The following is a 17,652-nucleotide window of genomic DNA, read 5'->3' on the forward strand; positions in this document are numbered from 1 at the left end:
CTCATAAGGTAGCCTGCTTTTTTTGCTTTATTTCGTTGATTGTCTTTCTTCAATTCTGTGCGGAAGCTCAACAATTTGATCGTCCACTTGTTCTTTGTTCATCAGCTTTGTGAGCAATCTCATCGCAACAGCACCAATATCATATGTCGGCTGAACCACTGTTGTCAGCTGAGGACGCACCATGAGAGAAAGTCTTGTGTTATCAAAGCCAATCACTTCTAAGTCTTCAGGAATAGATACCCCTCTGTCTTGTGCTCCATGAATGACACCTAGAGCCATTTCATCTGTAGCTGCGATAACAGCTGTCGGCTTGTCAGACTGCTCAAGCAGATGAGCAAGTGCTTCAATCCCAGAATCATAAGAGTAATCGCCTTCAGCGACGAGCGTATCGTCAAACGCTATGCCCGCTTCTTCAAGTGCTCGCTTATAACCTGCAAGCTTTCTCACGGAATTAATTGGTTCTGACATTGGACCAGAAACAAACGCAATTCGTTTATGTCCTTTTTCAACTAACAGCTGAACTGAGTCATAAATGGCCTGCTCATAGTTGATGTTGACGGATGGTGTTTGAGCCTGCTCTTCAACAGATGCTGCAAGAACAATCGGCACAGGAGAGCGCTTAAATTCTTCCACATGCACATCTGTGATATTTCCGCCCATAAAGACAATTCCGTCTACTTGTTTGCCGAGCATCGTATTTAACAAATGAAGCTCTTTATCTGTATTTTGATCTGAGTTGCTCAAAATGATGTTGTATTTATACATCGTAGCGATGTCTTCAATACCGCGTGCTAATTCCGAATAGAAGATACTAGAAATATCAGGGATGATGACCCCAACTGTCGTTGTTTTTTTACTTGCTAGGCCTCGAGCCACTGCATTCGGACGATAGCCAAGGCGGTCAATCGCTTCAAGCACCTTTTTTCTTGTTGTTGGTTTTACGTTTGGATTACCATTTACTACACGTGATACCGTTGCCATACTTACATTTGCTTCTCTTGCTACATCATATATTGTAACATTATTCACATAAATCACTCCTTCAAATACACTTCATATCTATAGCATTCACCAATTGGATAGAGACATGTCAGATACGAGGAAAATAATATCCTATTTGTCATTAAAACGATGAAAAGAGACACATAATTTTTCAATCTACATCAAAATGACATTCTTTTATGAAATTATACACGTTTTTTTGTCATATGAAAACGTTCCCTTTCTTTTTATAACTAAATTAAACAAACTTTAATCAGCTTGTTACCTGTAAATTGAATCATATTTCATAAAAAAACATCGAGAACGCCAGCTATGACAATGATCTTAGCAGATTCTATCGAATTTTAAAAATGAAAACATTGTGAACAAGCACTTTTTAGGGTTGCAATGTGCTTTCTTCCTTTCATTCCCAAACTTCATGGTATTTTCTCCATAAAAAAACCGCCGGGCAGTTATCCGGCGGCTATTTCTATCTATGATTACGCGTGAATATTCACAAGTGGTCTTAACGCATCTAACCATTTTTCAAATTGTGGAATGTCCATTTGCTGCGCTGAGTCAGACAGTGCAACAGATGGATCTGGATGTACTTCTGCCATGACACCGTCTGCTCCAATCGCAAGAGCTGCTTTCGCTGTTGGAAGGAGAAGATCTCTACGTCCAGTTGAGTGCGTCACATCAACGAAGACTGGTAGATGTGTCTCTTGTTTCAAGATTGGCACTGCCGAGATATCTAGTGTATTTCTTGTCGCTGTTTCGTATGTGCGGATACCGCGCTCGCAAAGGATGATTTGATCGTTTCCTTGGGCGATGATGTATTCAGCTGCATTGATGAATTCTGAAATGGTCGCTGCAAGACCGCGTTTTAAAAGAACTGGTTTCTTCACGGAACCGGCTTCTTTTAATAGCTCGAAGTTTTGCATGTTACGTGCCCCAATTTGGATGACATCGATATGCTCAATCGCTTCTTCAATATGAGCAGGATTGACAATTTCACTAATGACAGCAAGACCGTATTCATCCGCTACACGCTTTAGAATCTTTAGACCGTCTACACCAAGTCCTTGGAAGTCGTATGGACTTGTGCGAGGCTTAAATGCGCCTCCGCGAAGTAGTTTTAATCCCTGCTGTTTCGCTGCTGCCGCTACTTCTGCGACTTGCTCGTAGCTTTCAACGGCACATGGTCCAACGATGAAACGCTGCTTTCCATCACCGATCGCTTCCCCATTGATGTTCACGATTGTGTTTTCTGGTTTTTTCTTACGAGAAACAAGAAGTGCTTTGCTGTGGTCATCTTCTTGAAGCTCTAGACCTGCTTTGAAAATCTCTTTGAAAATATGCTGAATCGTTGAGTTTTCAAATGGTCCATCATTTTCTTCAAGAATTTGGTTCAGCATTGTGCGCTCTCTGACAGGATCATAACGGTTGACACCTTGCGCTTCTTTCGCTTTTCCAATTTCTTTTACAATGTTTCCTCTTTCATTGATCAGTTTTAAGATTTGAAGATTTAGTTCATCTGCCTGCTGCCTCAATTTTTCTAGTTCATTGTTGCTCATTTTTGTCATCCTTTCCTCTGCCTGCTCTCGCTTTTTATTTTTTCATTCTTTCATGATAGGGTTTATTATAAACAAAGATTTCGGAATTGTCACGAAAATTTTCTTTATTACCCAAACGCTTTTAAGCGGTAAAGTATTGTATGTAAGATTATAGCATACTTTTCGTTCAAGTAAACCTTTTTTTATAAAAAAAAACGTCAGCCGCTGCTGACGTTTCTTTTACAGATTATGTTCAAGCGCTTCTTTTGTAATGCTTGAGTGGGATGCATGCCACTTCACTTTTCCACCACTAAAGACGAGTGCTTGAGGACTTTCGTGCTTGACACCCGATTTTTCAGCCACGTAGGATGAAAGCTCTCTCGTGTTTTGAATTTGTAAGAAATACGTTGGCACGTCTTCATGTGCAGACGCAAATGCTTCAAACTCTTGAAAAGCTGCTTGGCTGATCGGACATGTCAAACTGTGCTTAAAAAAGACAAAGGTCCCATCTTGATTCGTTAGTTGATCAAACTGTTCTTCTGTTTCAATGAGTTGTTTTGACATGATGTTCTCCTTCTTCACTTCGAGCAGTGAGAGTTAGCCTTTAGTCGATTGTTCTACTTTTTCTTTGACATCTTTGATGCCGTCTTCAATTTCTGATTTTGCTTCTTGTGCTCTTACTTTTGCTTCATCTGCTACATCAGATGCTTCACTTGCCAAATCCGCTGCCGCATCTTCTGCTTCATTTTTCACGTGATTAGCTTTTCCAGCCGCACGCTCTTTTATGTCTTTCACTTTGTCTAAAATCTGGTTTGACTGCTCTGCTACAAGCTGAGACAATTCAGACGTTTTATCTTTCGCAATCGTCACATATTCAGTGCCTTTTTCTTTTGCATCTGTTGTGAGCCGGTCTGTTTTTTCTTTTAACGCATTCGCTTGGGTGTTCAAATCATCGCGAAGCTCTTTCCCTGACTTCGGTGCTAAAAATAATGCTGTTGTTGCACCAACAATTCCACCAATAAGTGTTCCGATCAAAAAGTCTTTGCTATTGATTCCGTCTTTGCTCATGATTATTCCTCCTATGCGAATATGGTTTATTTTTGTTGTTTACGCTGTTTCCATTTTTTATAAATTTCAAGTGCTGCGTTACTCCAGCTTACCACATCCGTCACTTTTTCTTGATTTCTTTCAACGGATGAAGAAACCGCACCAGCTGCCTGCTTTATGCTTGTATTAAATTGGTTGATCGAGCCGCCAATTCCCTGCACCGCATCCACAACTGTGCCTAGTTTTGCTGATTTGTCTTGAATATCTTCAGCAAGCTGATTCGTCTTATGTAGCAACTGTGCTGTCTCTGTGGTGATGCCTTGCATCTGACCTTCAAGACCCTCTAAAGTTGATGCAACATTCTTTAATGTCAGCTGTAAGGATTTTAACGTTTTGGACAAATAGATGACAAGAATGAGGAAAGCAATTGCGATCAGTGCAACGCTTAGATATAGAATAATAATCATCTGATACCTCCTTTGCTGCGGGCATATTCAATTCATTACCCTCTCGTTGTATCATTCAAACATCGCCTAGAATGACCGATTGAATAATAATTCTACACTTATTCGCTAATTCCTGTCCACAGCGAACGAAAAAAAGCGGCAGATGTTGACACATTTAGCCCATTTGTCACATTTTATTCAAAATAAAAAAAGTGCCGTGTTGAACGGCACTTTTCGTTTAAGCATTTATACAGCGACTTTTTCATAAGCACGCAAATATTTTTGAATGTCTCCTGCTCCCATAAAGATCAGAATCGCATCTTCGTGCGCTTTCAGCACAGATGTGTCTTCTTCCTCAATCAATTGGGCCTGCGGGATTTTTTCTCGTAAATCTTCAATGCTCAGCTTCCCAATGTTTTCGCGGGCTGAACCGAAAATATCACAAAGGTAGACATAGTCGGCTTTCTTTAGACTGTCAGCAAATTCACTTAAGAATTGCTGTGTACGTGTGAACGTATGAGGCTGGAAGACAGCCACAATATCACGGTCCGGATATTTTTGGCGAGCCGCTTCAATCGTGACCTCAATTTCAGTTGGGTGATGTGCATAATCGTCAATTAAGACCTGCTCACCGACCACTTTTTCATTAAAGCGTCGTTTCACACCGCCAAATGTCGTTAATGCGCCTTTGATAAGCTCTACATCAATGGACTCATAGTGACATAATGCAATGACAGCTAACGAGTTGAGGACATTATGATTTCCGTAGGCAGGAATGTAGAAGGTATCATAAAACGTATTGCGTACAAATACATCAAATGTGGTACCTTCCGTATTTTTCACAACATTGCGTGCTTGGAAATCATTTTCTTCGTTGAAACCGTAGTACACAACAGGTACCTTCGCTTGAATCTTTGGCAGATGCTCATCATCACCACAGGCAATAATGGCTTTTTTCACTTGAAGCGCCATGTTTTGAAACGCATCAAACACGTCATTAATATCCGAGAAATAATCAGGGTGATCAAAATCAATATTGGTCATGATCGCATAATCTGGATGATAGCTGAGGAAGTGTCTGCGGTATTCGCATGCTTCAAAGACAAAATACTCGCTGTTTTCTTTTCCCATTCCAGATCCATCACCGATTAAGTACGAAGTAGGTTTTGCTGCCTGCATGACGTGAGCAAGCAGTCCTGTTGTCGATGTTTTGCCATGAGCACCAGTAATCGCAACGTTTGTGAATGAATCCATGTATTCTCCAAGGAATTTATGGTATCGAATGACAGGAATCCCTTCAGAAAGGGCACGTTCAATCTCAGGGTGTGTATCAGGGAATGCATTTCCTGCGATGACCGTCATTCCCGGCTGAATATTATCTGGGTCAAATGGTAGAATTTTAATATTTCGTTCTTCTAATGCTTTTTGTGTAAAGATATGTTTTTCGATATCCGATCCTTGGACAGTATACCCAGTATCATGAAGAATTTGGGCCAGTGGACTCATACCTGTCCCTTTTATTCCAACAAAATGATAAACAGTCATAATTGTACCTCCAACAAACGTCTATCTGACTTACAGTATATGACGCTCATTTCAATTTGCAACTTGTGATTTTTGCCTCTAGCTGATCACAGATCGCAGCTCCAAATAAAGATTTTTTCCGATCTTCCTATTCTAATCAATATTAACTATGATTAGTATCCGACAACTTTCCCATTTCTAACACCTGCTTCCGCTTATTTTACATAAAAAAGCGTTCTGGCAGACATGCGAAAAGCGTCCAATTACAAAATTGCACCTATGTGCTATCATACCATGTTTATAAAAAAAATGAAGTGGTTTGTTTAGATCAACTGTTCTAAGTCACTCAGCGTCATGAGCACTTCTCTTGGCTTACTGCCTTTCGCCCCAGAGATCATCCCCTCGCGCTCCATCATGTCAATCAGTCTGGCTGCACGATTGTAGCCAATTCTAAATCTTCGCTGCAAACTTGATGTGCTGGCGCTATTCTGCTCGATGGCAAAACGGCAGGCATCCATAAACAATTCATCTTCGTCTGTAATCGCAGAGCCTTGGAGCATTAGTTCCTCCTGTTCAAAAAGGAACACTGGCTTACGCTGCTTTCTCACATGTGCTACCACTTGATCAATCTCACGGTCTGATACAAAGTTCCCTTGCAGCCTTGTCGGCTTGCCGGATCCATTTTCTAAGAAGAGCATGTCTCCTTTTCCGAGAAGCTTTTCTGCACCTGCCATGTCAATAATGGTTCTTGAATCAACCTGACTTGAAACAGAAAACGCAATTCTTGTTGGGATATTGGCTTTAATGAGACCTGTAATGACATCCACAGACGGTCTTTGTGTCGCAATCAATAAGTGAATGCCGCATGCTCTTGCTTTTTGTGCAATTCGGCAGATGCTTTCTTCGACTTCATTTGGGGCGACCATCATTAAATCAGCCAGCTCATCGATTACCACAACGAGATAAGGCAGTTTTTCACCCATTTGTTTTTCTTTCACAAGTTCATTGAAACGTTTAATTTCTCTCACGCCAGAGTGTGCAAATAGTTCATAGCGTCTTTCCATTTCATCCACTACCCATTTCAGAGCAGCAGTTGCTGTCTTGGCATCCGTGATGACGGGACTCACAAGATGCGGAATGTGATTATACGGCGCTAATTCAACCATTTTAGGGTCAATTAAGAGCATTTTCACTTCATCTGGTGATGCTTTAAACATGAGGCTTACTAAAATCGTATTAATGCAGACGCTTTTTCCTGAACCGGTTGCTCCGGCAATTAAGCCATGCGGCATTTTTTGCAGATCAACCACGACGGGCTGGCCTGAAATATCTAATCCGAGTGCCGCTGTTAAAGGAGATGGATTGTCTCTAAACGCACTGCTTCTGATCATTTCTCTTAAGAACACCATTTTACTGTGCAGGTTTGGCACTTCGATCCCGATCGTGTTCTTTCCTGGAATCGGTGCTTCAATTCGAATATCCTTTGCGGACAAACTAAGTTTAATATCATCTGACAGGTTCGTGATTTTGTTCACTTTGACACCTGGTTCTGGATGTACTTCAAACCTTGTCACAGAAGGTCCCTGTGTGACATGAACCACACTTGCTCTTACGTTGAAATTTTTAAGTGTCGCATTGAGCAGCTCTGCCCGCTCTTTCACCCATGTGCCGTCCTCTTCTTTTTGAGCTGGCGGTACGTCTAAAAGGGCGAGACTTGGAAAAACATACCCTTGTGTATCGGCTGCTTTCTTTTGCCCTTGCACGCGCTGATCGCTTTTTAACATCATGACATTAAACGGAACCGTAGAGGTTTGACCGCTTGCGCGTTGTGGCTGCGGAGATGTCTGTTTTGGTTCTTCTTTCTTGACTTCATGCGTTTGTTCTTGCTGCTCTGTCTGCTCAATGACCGTTTCTGCCGGTTCAGATGCAGTTTGTTCCTCTGTTAATTGTTCTACTGGCATCACTTGTTCTTCTTCAATTTCAGCTTCTTGAACCAGCTGATCTTCTTGAAAGTCATGTTTGACTGTTCCAGCTTCTTCAAATGCTGCCGCTGGCGCTTCTTCTTGTTTGTCTTCTAGTGGATCAGCTTCTAGTTCTTCCACCGGTTCTGCTGAAATGTTTTCTGTTAACGCCGCTTCTTCTGATGGAATGTCTACTTCCATTTCAATTGCAGGCTGCGAAGGTTCCGGTGTTTCGAAGGTCAACATGTCAATTTCCTCAATATGGTCAGGCTCGCCTTTTATTCCTTCGTCATTGCTTGAGACAGCCTGTTCCGGCTCAGACTCTACCGGCTGAGTCTGATAGACTTCTTCTTGCTGCTTATGTAAATCAGCTTCATATTGATCTTCTGGCTCATTTTCTTCTGGCTGGATGAACGGCTCTTCAGTTAAACGTTCTATCGTCGATTGAACATGATCTTGATAAGCGAGTTCCTCTTGCAATGTATGCGGGGTTACTGCTGGCTCTTTGTCCGTTCTCTCTTCTGCTAACGCTGAAGCCATTTCCTCGATACGTTTTTCTTTCTGTATAGACGGGATGTTCATTTGCTGTCTGACATTCCGTTCACGCTCTGCCTCTTCTGATAACAGTGTGACACGCTGCGCCGTTTCTTCTGCTGCTTTCCTTTGAACTGAAGCTGCTTCTTCTTTTGCATCTGCCCGTTTTGGACGCATATCCTGATGATAGCCATAGATCGGTGATGGAATTTGCTCTGGTTTGAATGGCTTTTTATTCATATCAGGCTGAAGCGTTTGTTTAGGCTGATAGGTTGTCTGCTTGGCCTTTGGCTGGCTTGATTTCACGCGTCTTCTCTCCTGCTTCACTCCATCACGCTGAGGTTCATCTGGAACGAGCGGAAAGCGAAAGTTGCCTTTTGGATATTCATAATACACTTTCGTATCTTCGATTTTTTTATATTCTTTATGCTGTTCAAAAGCTGGCTGCTTTGGTGCAGCTAGATCTTCTTCAGGTCTTGCAGCTTTTTCTTCTTTCTTTTCTTCTCCTAAAAATACACTAAAAAATTTATCTAACCAACTCATCATTTATCACTCACTTTAACTCCCCTTACGTTTTCTTGGGCGATTTTTAGTATACCATTGCTTTTTCATGCAGAAAAGCGAGAAAAGTGCCGCTTTATGCTGTTCATGCTGTTACAGATGAAAAAAAGTCACTAAGTACGTACTTAGTGACTTTTGGTATAACACATTCTTCGCTCCTATGTGCCCGTTTATGGGAGGTTAAGCTTTAAAGGGTTCACCAGCTTGGCGGCTTCCATCTAAAACAAGAATCCCTTTTTCAGCAGGTGCGTCTGGAAGATCTAACTCTTTCGCTGAACAAATCATACCGCTTGATGGAACGCCTCTTAGCTCAGCATCTTTGATGACCATACCGCTTGGCATCACTGCACCGACTTTCGCAACCACGACATATTGACCTTGGTCAACGTTTGGTGCACCGCACACGATTTGTAAAGTTTCATCGCCCACATCAACTTGGCAAATGTTTAATTTATCTGCATTCGGATGCTTTTCTTTTTCCTTTACATAGCCGACAACAAATTTTGGTGATAGATCCACAGTCAACGTTTCACTGACACCGTTTCTGTTTAAAATTTCATTGATATCTTGAACAATGGTTTCAGAAAGCGGGACAGATCCGCTTTCTTCAATTTTCATGTAAGTGGATGCATTGAAGATATTAAAGCCTGTTGTTTCTTTTGTTTCTTGATTGAAGATTCGTACAACATCTCCAAACGTCTCATGACCTACTTCTTCTCTCGTCACATCTTTCAATGAGATAAGGAGTGTGTCGCCTACACCTTCTGCATTATAAAAAACGTTCATTCTTCAAAATTCCCTTCTACTGCTGTTTTGGTCTGCTTTTTGCAAGTATAAAGATCGGTTCAAGCTTACCCTCATCATATAAAAATGACAATGCGGTAATCGGAACCGTGCCGCTGGCGAAGAAGCTCATCGACATCTGTCCTAAAATATCATAGCCTGAATCATTGCGAACATCTGCAATGATGAATACATCTTGATGGGGAACAGAAATTGCCATCTGCCCTTCTATTTTTTGCGCGTATTCTTGTAATAACGATTCATTTAAAAGTCTGCTGGCGTCATACCCGTCATTTGCACGGAAGAAATAAAACCGGTTGCCTGCCACTTCATCCATTTTCACCACTGTTTCTAGCGAACGGACGTTGAAGCTTGCAGTTTCTCTGATTCGCTCTTTTGTCCAGTTTTCCTTCTGAAGCATCTTTTCATCAATTAATCGGTAGGTGCTTCCAAGGTCAAGTGCATAGTAGATTCTCGTTTCAGCTGTATGCTCATCAAACACAAGCGGAATCCCATCACTTGATGCCTCAGGAAAGGAGGTGGAACGAATGACCGGATAGATCTGCTTTTCTTTTCCTGAGATGTGCTGCGCTTCGCCTTTCATGGCACTCAGCGCTTCTTTCACATAATAGACGATCTCATCAATTGTTTCATCAGGCTTTACTTCCCACTTTGCAATAATTGGCGGGAGCTCTAGTGTGATGCCTTTGCCTGTTTGTTTATCTTCAATACGAAGCGTATCTTTTTCCCGGTCAAACTCGTGTGACCAGCTGTCATTCGTCAGACGGCTTTTGAGTTCATTCGCAAGCTGTCTTGATGTCATTTTTGCCATCGTTTTAGACTCTCCTTTCGTTATTTAGAAAGAGAATCTGTTAAAAATGCTTCAATCTCTTCCTTTGTCTTACGATCTTTGCTGACAAAGCGGTTAATCTCTTGTCCGTTTTTAAAGACTAAAAAGCTTGGAATACCGTAAATTTCCCACTCTGCACAAGTGTCAATGAACTTGTCTCTATCGACATAGAAGTACTCAAATTCTGGGTAGTTTGCTTCAAGCTCTGGCAAGAATGGCTCAATAAATGTGCAGTCCGGGCACCAGTCAGCCGAAAATAGCAATACGGTTAAGTCTTCTTGAATCACTTTTTGTAATTCTTCGTTTGATTCAATTTTTTTCATGTTTCATTCCTCCAGTTTGTATGGTTAAATCTCCGAATTGTATATAGCCTTTCTTTCTCATCCATTCTGATACTACCAAACTAATCACTGCCGGGCCAACGATATGCAAGAGAGCGATCGCCAGAAATACAGATGGATGAAACCCCATGACGGTTAGGGTCATGAGCTGTCCAACAAGTCCGCTCGTTCCCATTCCCGCTCCTGCCGCATTATTGACCATCCCAAAGCCAATAATACCAATTGGCGCGAGAATCAGACCAGCAATCGTCGGCGGAATCAGGATGAGTGGGTTTTTCACAATGTTCGAAAGCTGCAACTTTGACGTTCCAATGCCGACAGCCGCAAGACCGCCAAAGCGATTTTCTCTAAAGCCTGCAGCGGCAAAGCCGACCATTTGAGCACAGCAACCAATCGTTGCAGCACCAGCAGCTGTTCCGCTTAAGTCAAGCATGAGCGCAAGTGCAGCACTTGAGATCGGAGAACTGAGAGCAAGTCCAACAATGGTCGCTACCAGTATGCCCATGATCAGCGGGCTTTGGTCTGTTCCCCACATGATGAGCCTGCCAAGCCCTGTCATCATGGCTTCAATCCCAGGTCCGATCAAAGCAGCGGTGAAAAAGCCAGTGATAATGGTGACAAGCGGCGTTAAAATAATATCAATTCTTGTCTCACCACTGACCAGCTTGCCGAGTTCCACACCAATTAATGCTGCGGCAAAGCTTCCAGCAGGCCCCCCAAGCTCTGCTCCTGCAGCGCCTGAGACAACACTTGCAAAAATGATCAAAGGAGATGCATGTAAACGGTACGCAACCGCTACACCGATCGCCGGTCCCATGAGCCCCATGGCGAGGGATCCCATTTTAATGATGAGCGGAAGTGATAACAGACCGCCTGCTGTTTTTAAAATCAGCCCTACCACTAATGTAGCAAATAGACCTAAAGCCATATAAGAAAGTGCATCAATAAAATACACCTTTGGCGAAAGGGAGATCCCCTTTCTTTTCAAATAAGTCATCAACGTCGTCTTCCCGCTTTCTCATAGGAAAGACGAAGAGGCCTGTCCTTCCTATTATATGTAGTATTCTTACGATGAAAAATAGTCTCTACCATGAATATCATAATCATATTTTTTTTGCTTTATCAAGCACTTCTTGTGTAACATGAAAAGAAACAGGACAAACCTTTACTAAGTTTGTACAAAAGGAGGAGATCGTTATGCAATTAACTGTCTATTTAGCTGGAGAAATTCATAGCCAGTGGCGTGATGAAATCAAGGAGAAAAGCCAATCTTTGAAGCTGCCAGTGACATTTGTCGGTCCAATGGAGAATCATGACCGCTCAGATAACATTGGTGAGGATATTTTAGGTGAGCAGCCGAATGCCATTTTCAAAGATGATGCTGCTTCTGATTTGAACAATTTTCGTACTGAAATTTTATTAAACAAAGCTGATGTCGTCATTGCGCGCTTTGGTGAGAAATATAAACAGTGGAACACAGCCATGGATGCATCTGCTGCGATTGCAAAAGGTAAACCTCTTATTTTAATCCGTCCAAAAGAGCTGCACCATCCGTTAAAGGAACTATCAAACAAAGCGAATATCACTGTGGAAACCGTGAACCAAGCGATCAAGGCGTTATCTTATGTGTTTGAACAGCAATAATAAAGAAGGCTGCTCTCATTGAAGAGGCAGCCTTTCAGATTGTTGACAAAGGGCTAAAATGATCTTGATTTTAGCCCTTTGTCTTCTATTCAGCGTGATAGAAAACCTTTGCAGTCTAGGAAGGACGAGCACCGGAGCGGAGCGAATGTGAGATTCGTGAGCACCGGCGCGCAGACCTGACACCGAATGCGAGGGTTTGTCTACACGCTGGAAGGCTGCTCTCATTGAAGAGGCAGCCTTTTTCTATCACATTTATACTTGTTGATAAATAGAGTCCACTGTGCTTTGATCACAATTTTTGACAAGGCGGACAATTAACTCTTTTGCCGCTGCGTAATCATCCACATGCAAAACAGAATGACTTGTATGAATGTAGCGTGCGCAAACTCCGATCACAGCAGAAGGCACACCTTGGTTTGAAATATGAACACGTCCAGCGTCCGTACCACCCGGTGATACGAAATATTGATATGGAATGTTGTTTGTCTCAGCAGTATCAAGCACAAAGTCTCTCATTCCGCGGTGCGTGATCATTGTGCGATCAAAAATACGCAGAAGTGCACCTTTTCCAAGCTGACCGAACTGTGTTTTGTCACCTGTCACATCGTTTGCAGGACTCGCATCTAAAGCGAAGAAAAGGTCTGGCTGAATCATATTCGCAGCTGCCTCAGCTCCTCTAAGCCCTACTTCCTCTTGAACAGTTGCTCCTGAATACAGCTGACATGAAAGAGATTCGTCTTTTAATTCTTTTAATAATTCAATCGCAAGGCCGCAGCCATAGCGGTTATCCCAAGCCTTCGCTAAAATCTTTTTTGGATTCGCCATTGGAGTAAAAACCGTTGCAGGAACGATTTGCTGTCCCGGGCGAACGCCAAGCTCTTTTGCCTCTTCTTCACTGTCTGCACCAATATCAATAAGCATATCTGACGGCTTCACAGGTTTGCTTTTTTGTTCTGGTGTGAGAAGGTGAGGAGGTGTACTAGAGACGACACCAGGAATTGGCCCGTGATCTGTATGGACATCCACACGCTGTGCCAGCATGACTTGGCTCCACCAGCCGCCAAGTGTTTGAAAACGAATCATCCCGTTTTTCGTAATCGATGAGACCATGAATCCGACTTCATCCATATGACCCGCTACCATAATTTTCGGTGCGTTTTCCGGCCCCTTGCGTACGCCAAACACTCCGCCAAGACGGTCTTGAATGAGTTCATCGGAATATTTCTCAAGTTCCTTTTTCATAAAAGCACGCACATGGTGCTCATTTCCTGGAGTTCCCTGTAATTCTGTTAAATTTCGGAAAAGCGACAATGTTTCTTCGTTCATTCTACAGTTTACCTCGTTTCTATGTAATGACCATATATATTCCTATAAAAATAACACTCACTTTATACTATAAGAATTCTTTCGGTTTTCCAAGTATCTCTCCAGAAATTTTGAATATGCTTTCAAATATTCGGATTCCTTAACATCAATGGACAAGTTTTGTATAATGGAAAAAACAGCAATACGGAGGTGCAGCACGTTGAAGTTAAAACATGTTCTGATTGGTGCGAGTATTGGCGTAGCCGCTGCAATTGTTGCAAAGAAAGTATTTTTCCCTACGTATATCTCGTCTGAAAAAGCATTAAAAATTGTGAAATCTGCTTTTAAACAGCGCGGCCCGATTGATGGCTCTTGGATTTATACTGTACCAGAACCGTATACCGTAAATGGTGAAACGATTGATGTATACAAATCTGGCATTACCCGCTCTGCCTTTGGCGAGCTTGAACAGTATGAAGTGATGATTGATGCCAAAACTGGCATGATCGTTGATGTAATTGATTCTGTTGCTTGATCAAGAAAGCTTCGCAAAGACGTATCCTTGCGAAGCTTTTTTTATATGGCTTTGATTTTTTTGTACACAGGATGCCACATAGCGTCCTGCACAGCCTGAATAAGATCATCAGGCGTTTCTTCTGCAATTCCTTCATCAATGGCTGCCTGCGCCACACGGACGGCTACTGTCGCTGAAACAGTTCGAAGCTGATCGACACTTGGCAGCATCGCTGCACCCGGCTTCCCAACATTGACCATGCTTGCAATGGCTTCAGCACTCGCAACAAACATACTGTCTGTCATCAACCTTGCTTTTGACACAATTGTGCCTAGACCAAGACCTGGGAAGACAAGGGCATTATTCGCTTGTCCAATTTCATATGTGACGCCGTCATATTCGACAGGATCGAATGGGCTTCCCGTTGTCACAAGAGCGCGCCCTTCAGTCCACTTAATCAGATCTTCCGGCTTTGCTTCTGAAAGAGGTGTCGGATTCGACATCGGTAAAATTGCAGGGCGCTCCACGTGTGACGCCATTTCTTTCACAATTTCTTCTGTAAATGCTCCTCCGACAGTCGAGGTGCCAATTAAGATCGTTGGTTTCGCCTGCTTGACGACCTCTAATAGATCAATCGAATGCTTTGGACCATTACGCGCATAATCTTTTACTTCGTCAGAACGCCTTGCATACGGCTTTTGAAATGGCTGAATGTCAGGTGAATCATCTGTGAGCAGCCCCGTTTTATCAATACACCAGAAATGATCGTAGGACTCCTCTTCTTTGACTCCATCTCTGACAATGGCATCACGGATTTGCTCAGCTATACCAATACCTGCCGTACCCGCTCCAAAAATGACGATTCGGTGATCTTTCAGTGGAACCTTCGAAGCCTTTGCACATGCCATAACTGCAGCAAGTGAAACGGCTCCAGTCCCTTGAATGTCATCGTTAAATGTACAAATACGGTCCTTATATTTTTCCAATATTGCACGGGCATTCTTTGTACCAAAGTCTTCCCAGTGAAGGAGTGCATTTGGGAAAGTAGCACGGGCAAGCTCGACATATTGATCAATGAACTGATCATAGCGCTCTCCTCGAACGCGGGAGTGCTGATTTCCAACATAAAGCGGATCATTCAAGAGACTTTCCTGGTTCGTTCCGGCATCAAGCACTACTGCCAGCACGCGGCTAGGATCAATGCCTGCTGCAGCTGTATAAACAGCAAGTTTCCCAACTGAAATGGCAATCCCGCCAACGCCCCAGTCTCCAATGCCTAAAATGCCTTCTGCATCAGTTGCAACGATCAAGTCAATGGATTCATCGACACCATAAGAAGCAAAAATCTCTTCCATGCCTTCCAGATCATCAATCGATAAATACAGGCCTCTCGGCTTCCGATACTCATGGCTATAACGCTGAATAGCCGTTCCTACAGTCGGCGTGTAGACAATCGGAAGCATTTCCGCCAAGTGCTCATTAAGTAATTTGTAAAAAAGCACTTCGTTTCTGTCATGAAGTGATGTTAAATACACATTTTTCCCTAGCTCATCCGGCTGTGCCTTAAACTGCTCATATGCACGCTTTGCTTGATCCTCTAAGGTTAAGACTTTAGGGGGAAGAAATCCCTTTAACCCGAGCTCCTCCCGCTCTTCCTTTGTAAATGCAACCCCTTTGTTTAAATAAGGGACTGACATGACTTCCATCCCTCTTAATGGTGTTTCGATCACATCACCATGTACACGATAAAATTGGTTCACCTGCACTCTTCCTTTCACAAGTTCATTTTGTCGTTATTTTGTGTGAAAGGCGAAAAAAACATACAGATGATCTTTTATCTTCCTGTTTCTCTTTTGATGTCGTGTGTAATCTGCCCATCTTCGTCCCATTTTACAGCACGATAAATGGCATCATGATAAAACAAGTACCAGGCATTTTTTTCTTCTGCATATGCCTGCCACTTTTGCTTGGCTGGAATCGAAGTCATTGGGTAATCATCATAAGCCAGAACCCAGAGTGGATTTTTATGAGCGTGTGTTGGCATGATATCAGCTAAATGAATCGCTGTTTCGCCCTCACTTGTGAGCGTTAAAATACTATGACCATTGCTATGACCGCCTGTATGATGCAGCTCGATTCCTTCTGTCACTTCGATGCTTTTTTCAAATGTGACGACTTGATCTGCCACAGGCTCCCAGTTTTCTTTCCAATATGTATTTCTTGAGCGAATGTTTGGCGCTCTCATTTCATCCCATTCGATTTTCGATGTGATGATTTTCGCCTGCTGAAAAACAGACACAAGCTTATCGCCTTCACGTTTTGTTAATCCGCTGGCATGATCGAAGTGCAGATGTGTCATTAATACGTAATCAATATCTGATGGGCGCAGGCCAAGGGCTGCTAGAGATTCTTCCAATTTGGTTTCCTCTGTCACGCCGTAATTGCGTTTTTGTTTATCTGTCAGCTTCCCTGATCCGATGCCGGAATCCACTAATAGATGAAGACCGTTCCACCGAATGAGAATTGGATCACATCGTAATTCAATTTGATTGCGGTCATTTACCGGGTATTTTTTTGACCATAATGGCTTTGGCACGACACCGAACATCGCACCGCCGTCCATGTGCGTATCTCCCCCGTTTAACCAAATCAGTTCCATTTCACCTATTTTCATTGTCTCCATTGCTGTCATCCCTCCTTTTTCTATCGTAGCAAATACAGCCAAAAATCGCATGCACCAATCTTTTCATAAAAAAAGCTGACTGCAATTTTTCTATTGCAGCCAGCTTGATATCACTTGTTATTCTGGGAATTTGACTTCTGATCGATAGATGGGTTGTCCCATAGACGAGAATTTCTCTTCATATTCAGTCATCACGTTTCCTTCTAAGCCGTCCTCATGTAAATCTAGGCTGACATACGTTAAAAGAAGGCCATATGCAGAAAAACTTTTTAAGGAATATTCAAATAACCCGCGGTTATCTGTTTTGAAATGCAATTCACCGCCTGGACGAAGAATATGTTCATATCGCTCTAAAAAGGTTTTAAACGTCAATCTGCGCTTTTCGTGTCTTGCTTTTGGCCACGGATCAGAGAAATTCAAATACACCCGGTCAATCTCATTTTCCGCAAACACATCTGTCAGCGTCTCAGCATTGATATTCAAAAGCTTTACATTTTCAACATCTGTCTCTTTGATTTTATCTACTGCTGTCACAATGACACTTTTAAATAATTCAATGCCAATATAGTTGATATCAGGATGAAGCTTGCCCATTCCAGCAATAAAGCTCCCTTTCCCTGTCCCAACTTCGATATGGATTGGATGATCATTTCCAAACAGCTCATGCCATTTCCCTTTATATTGCTCGGGACTTGATAAAGCAATATGAGCATTCTCAGCTAAGTAATCATCAGCCCATGGTTTATGTCGCATTCTCAATTTGATACACCTCTATTTTCTTTACATTTTATCAAGATACCATGAAACATAAAGACCCGCAAGACAGCACCTTCTATGTCCATATAAAAAGACCAGCCCTTCGCTTGAGCTGGTCTGCCGCATGTATAAATTGGGCGCTGAATGCACAGTTTAACCTCATAAA

At 42.5% G+C, this 17,652-nt stretch carries 17 protein-coding genes; 2 read left to right on the forward strand and 15 right to left on the reverse strand.

Features of this window, described 5'->3' with window-relative positions; genetic code table 11:
• Positions 1 to 27: 27 nt before the first annotated feature.
• The 11 genes from ccpA to ACLGGR_RS15935 all read right to left on the reverse strand — a co-directional run bounded on the left by ccpA (position 28) and on the right by ACLGGR_RS15935 (position 11,581).
• On the reverse strand, positions 28 to 1,029 hold the full coding sequence (ccpA, locus tag ACLGGR_RS15885) for a catabolite control protein A (RefSeq protein ID WP_034279529.1): 1,002 nt from the start codon (positions 1,027 to 1,029) through the stop codon (positions 28 to 30).
• Positions 1,030 to 1,481: 452 nt separating this feature from the next.
• A complete protein-coding gene (locus ACLGGR_RS15890; protein WP_034279528.1) occupies positions 1,482 to 2,558 on the reverse strand; it encodes a bifunctional 3-deoxy-7-phosphoheptulonate synthase/chorismate mutase in 1,077 nt (358 codons plus the stop codon).
• A 219-nt stretch (positions 2,559 to 2,777) separates the two neighbouring features.
• Entirely contained in the window at positions 2,778 to 3,101 is a 324-nt protein-coding gene (gene ytxJ / locus ACLGGR_RS15895) for a bacillithiol system redox-active protein YtxJ (protein ID WP_046312088.1), read from the reverse strand.
• 33 nt (positions 3,102 to 3,134) lie between these two features.
• Positions 3,135 to 3,605: a YtxH domain-containing protein gene (locus ACLGGR_RS15900; protein WP_034279523.1), complete on the reverse strand. Its 471-nt coding sequence runs from the start codon at positions 3,603 to 3,605 to the stop codon at positions 3,135 to 3,137.
• A gap of 26 nt (positions 3,606 to 3,631) precedes the next feature.
• A complete protein-coding gene (locus tag ACLGGR_RS15905; RefSeq protein ID WP_323648421.1) occupies positions 3,632 to 4,051 on the reverse strand; it encodes a DUF948 domain-containing protein in 420 nt (139 codons plus the stop codon).
• Between the two features lie 225 nt (positions 4,052 to 4,276).
• A complete protein-coding gene (murC, locus tag ACLGGR_RS15910; RefSeq protein ID WP_095409305.1) occupies positions 4,277 to 5,575 on the reverse strand; it encodes a UDP-N-acetylmuramate--L-alanine ligase in 1,299 nt (432 codons plus the stop codon).
• Positions 5,576 to 5,877: 302 nt separating this feature from the next.
• Positions 5,878 to 8,595 (reverse strand): DNA translocase FtsK, encoded by a 2,718-nt coding sequence (locus ACLGGR_RS15915; protein ID WP_410973437.1) that lies wholly within the window; start codon positions 8,593 to 8,595, stop codon positions 5,878 to 5,880.
• Positions 8,596 to 8,790: 195 nt separating this feature from the next.
• The gene (gene ytpR, locus ACLGGR_RS15920) at positions 8,791 to 9,396 is read right to left on the reverse strand and encodes a YtpR family tRNA-binding protein (protein WP_410973438.1); all 606 of its coding nucleotides are present in this window, start codon (positions 9,394 to 9,396) and stop codon (positions 8,791 to 8,793) included.
• A gap of 16 nt (positions 9,397 to 9,412) precedes the next feature.
• The gene (locus ACLGGR_RS15925; RefSeq protein WP_034279516.1) at positions 9,413 to 10,225 is read right to left on the reverse strand and encodes a DUF1444 domain-containing protein; all 813 of its coding nucleotides are present in this window, start codon (positions 10,223 to 10,225) and stop codon (positions 9,413 to 9,415) included.
• A 20-nt stretch (positions 10,226 to 10,245) separates the two neighbouring features.
• Positions 10,246 to 10,566, reverse strand: a complete 321-nt coding sequence (locus tag ACLGGR_RS15930; RefSeq protein ID WP_024424860.1) for a thioredoxin family protein — start codon at positions 10,564 to 10,566, stop codon at positions 10,246 to 10,248.
• Complete coding sequence (locus tag ACLGGR_RS15935) at positions 10,553 to 11,581, reverse strand: PTS sugar transporter subunit IIC (protein WP_410973439.1); 1,029 nt, start codon at positions 11,579 to 11,581, stop codon at positions 10,553 to 10,555. The genes ACLGGR_RS15930 and ACLGGR_RS15935 overlap by 14 nt, the downstream gene beginning before the upstream one ends.
• Positions 11,582 to 11,781: 200 nt before the next feature.
• On the opposite strand from ACLGGR_RS15935, the gene ACLGGR_RS15940 reads away from it, so the two are divergent.
• The gene (locus tag ACLGGR_RS15940; RefSeq protein WP_024426182.1) at positions 11,782 to 12,228 is read left to right on the forward strand and encodes a YtoQ family protein; all 447 of its coding nucleotides are present in this window, start codon (positions 11,782 to 11,784) and stop codon (positions 12,226 to 12,228) included.
• Positions 12,229 to 12,480: 252 nt separating this feature from the next.
• On the opposite strand, the gene ACLGGR_RS15945 is transcribed toward ACLGGR_RS15940, so the two are convergent.
• Positions 12,481 to 13,554 (reverse strand): M42 family metallopeptidase, encoded by a 1,074-nt coding sequence (locus tag ACLGGR_RS15945; protein ID WP_095409310.1) that lies wholly within the window; start codon positions 13,552 to 13,554, stop codon positions 12,481 to 12,483.
• 199 nt (positions 13,555 to 13,753) lie between these two features.
• Here ACLGGR_RS15945 and ACLGGR_RS15950 point away from each other — a divergent pair, with 199 nt between their 5' ends.
• A complete protein-coding gene (locus tag ACLGGR_RS15950) occupies positions 13,754 to 14,068 on the forward strand; it encodes a PepSY domain-containing protein (RefSeq protein WP_003217759.1) in 315 nt (104 codons plus the stop codon).
• Between the two features lie 41 nt (positions 14,069 to 14,109).
• Here ACLGGR_RS15950 and ACLGGR_RS15955 read toward each other — a convergent pair whose 3' ends face one another.
• The 3 genes from ACLGGR_RS15955 to trmB all read right to left on the reverse strand — a co-directional run bounded on the left by ACLGGR_RS15955 (position 14,110) and on the right by trmB (position 17,489).
• Positions 14,110 to 15,807 (reverse strand): NAD-dependent malic enzyme, encoded by a 1,698-nt coding sequence (locus tag ACLGGR_RS15955; protein WP_142945654.1) that lies wholly within the window; start codon positions 15,805 to 15,807, stop codon positions 14,110 to 14,112.
• Between the two features lie 74 nt (positions 15,808 to 15,881).
• The gene (locus ACLGGR_RS15960) at positions 15,882 to 16,730 is read right to left on the reverse strand and encodes a YtnP family quorum-quenching lactonase (protein WP_410973440.1); all 849 of its coding nucleotides are present in this window, start codon (positions 16,728 to 16,730) and stop codon (positions 15,882 to 15,884) included.
• Positions 16,731 to 16,847: 117 nt separating this feature from the next.
• Positions 16,848 to 17,489: a tRNA (guanosine(46)-N7)-methyltransferase TrmB gene (gene trmB / locus ACLGGR_RS15965; RefSeq protein WP_142945656.1), complete on the reverse strand. Its 642-nt coding sequence runs from the start codon at positions 17,487 to 17,489 to the stop codon at positions 16,848 to 16,850.
• Positions 17,490 to 17,652 lie beyond the last annotated feature (163 nt).

Source organism: Bacillus sp. BD48, assembly GCF_046566805.1.
Lineage (GTDB): Bacteria > Bacillota > Bacilli > Bacillales > Bacillaceae > Bacillus > Bacillus safensis.

Bases quoted from the DNA above. Each gene is read 5' to 3' on its own strand.
- murC (WP_095409305.1), bottom strand. From the start codon at position 5,575: ATGACTGTTTATCATTTTGTTGGAATAAAAGGGACAGGTATGAGTCCA.
- ACLGGR_RS15900 (WP_034279523.1), bottom strand. From the start codon at position 3,605: ATGAGCAAAGACGGAATCAATAGCAAAGACTTTTTGATCGGAACACTT.
- ACLGGR_RS15915 (WP_410973437.1), bottom strand. From the start codon at position 8,595: ATGATGAGTTGGTTAGATAAATTTTTTAGTGTATTTTTAGGAGAAGAA.
- ytxJ (WP_046312088.1), bottom strand. From the start codon at position 3,101: ATGTCAAAACAACTCATTGAAACAGAAGAACAGTTTGATCAACTAACG.
- ACLGGR_RS15905 (WP_323648421.1), bottom strand. From the start codon at position 4,051: ATGATTATTATTCTATATCTAAGCGTTGCACTGATCGCAATTGCTTTC.
- ACLGGR_RS15925 (WP_034279516.1), bottom strand. From the start codon at position 10,225: ATGGCAAAAATGACATCAAGACAGCTTGCGAATGAACTCAAAAGCCGT.
- ACLGGR_RS15940 (WP_024426182.1), top strand. From the start codon at position 11,782: ATGCAATTAACTGTCTATTTAGCTGGAGAAATTCATAGCCAGTGGCGT.
- ACLGGR_RS15930 (WP_024424860.1), bottom strand. From the start codon at position 10,566: ATGAAAAAAATTGAATCAAACGAAGAATTACAAAAAGTGATTCAAGAA.
- ACLGGR_RS15890 (WP_034279528.1), bottom strand. From the start codon at position 2,558: ATGAGCAACAATGAACTAGAAAAATTGAGGCAGCAGGCAGATGAACTA.
- ACLGGR_RS15960 (WP_410973440.1), bottom strand. From the start codon at position 16,730: ATGGAGACAATGAAAATAGGTGAAATGGAACTGATTTGGTTAAACGGG.
- ACLGGR_RS15945 (WP_095409310.1), bottom strand. From the start codon at position 13,554: ATGAACGAAGAAACATTGTCGCTTTTCCGAAATTTAACAGAATTACAG.
- ACLGGR_RS15935 (WP_410973439.1), bottom strand. From the start codon at position 11,581: ATGACTTATTTGAAAAGAAAGGGGATCTCCCTTTCGCCAAAGGTGTAT.
- ytpR (WP_410973438.1), bottom strand. From the start codon at position 9,396: ATGAACGTTTTTTATAATGCAGAAGGTGTAGGCGACACACTCCTTATC.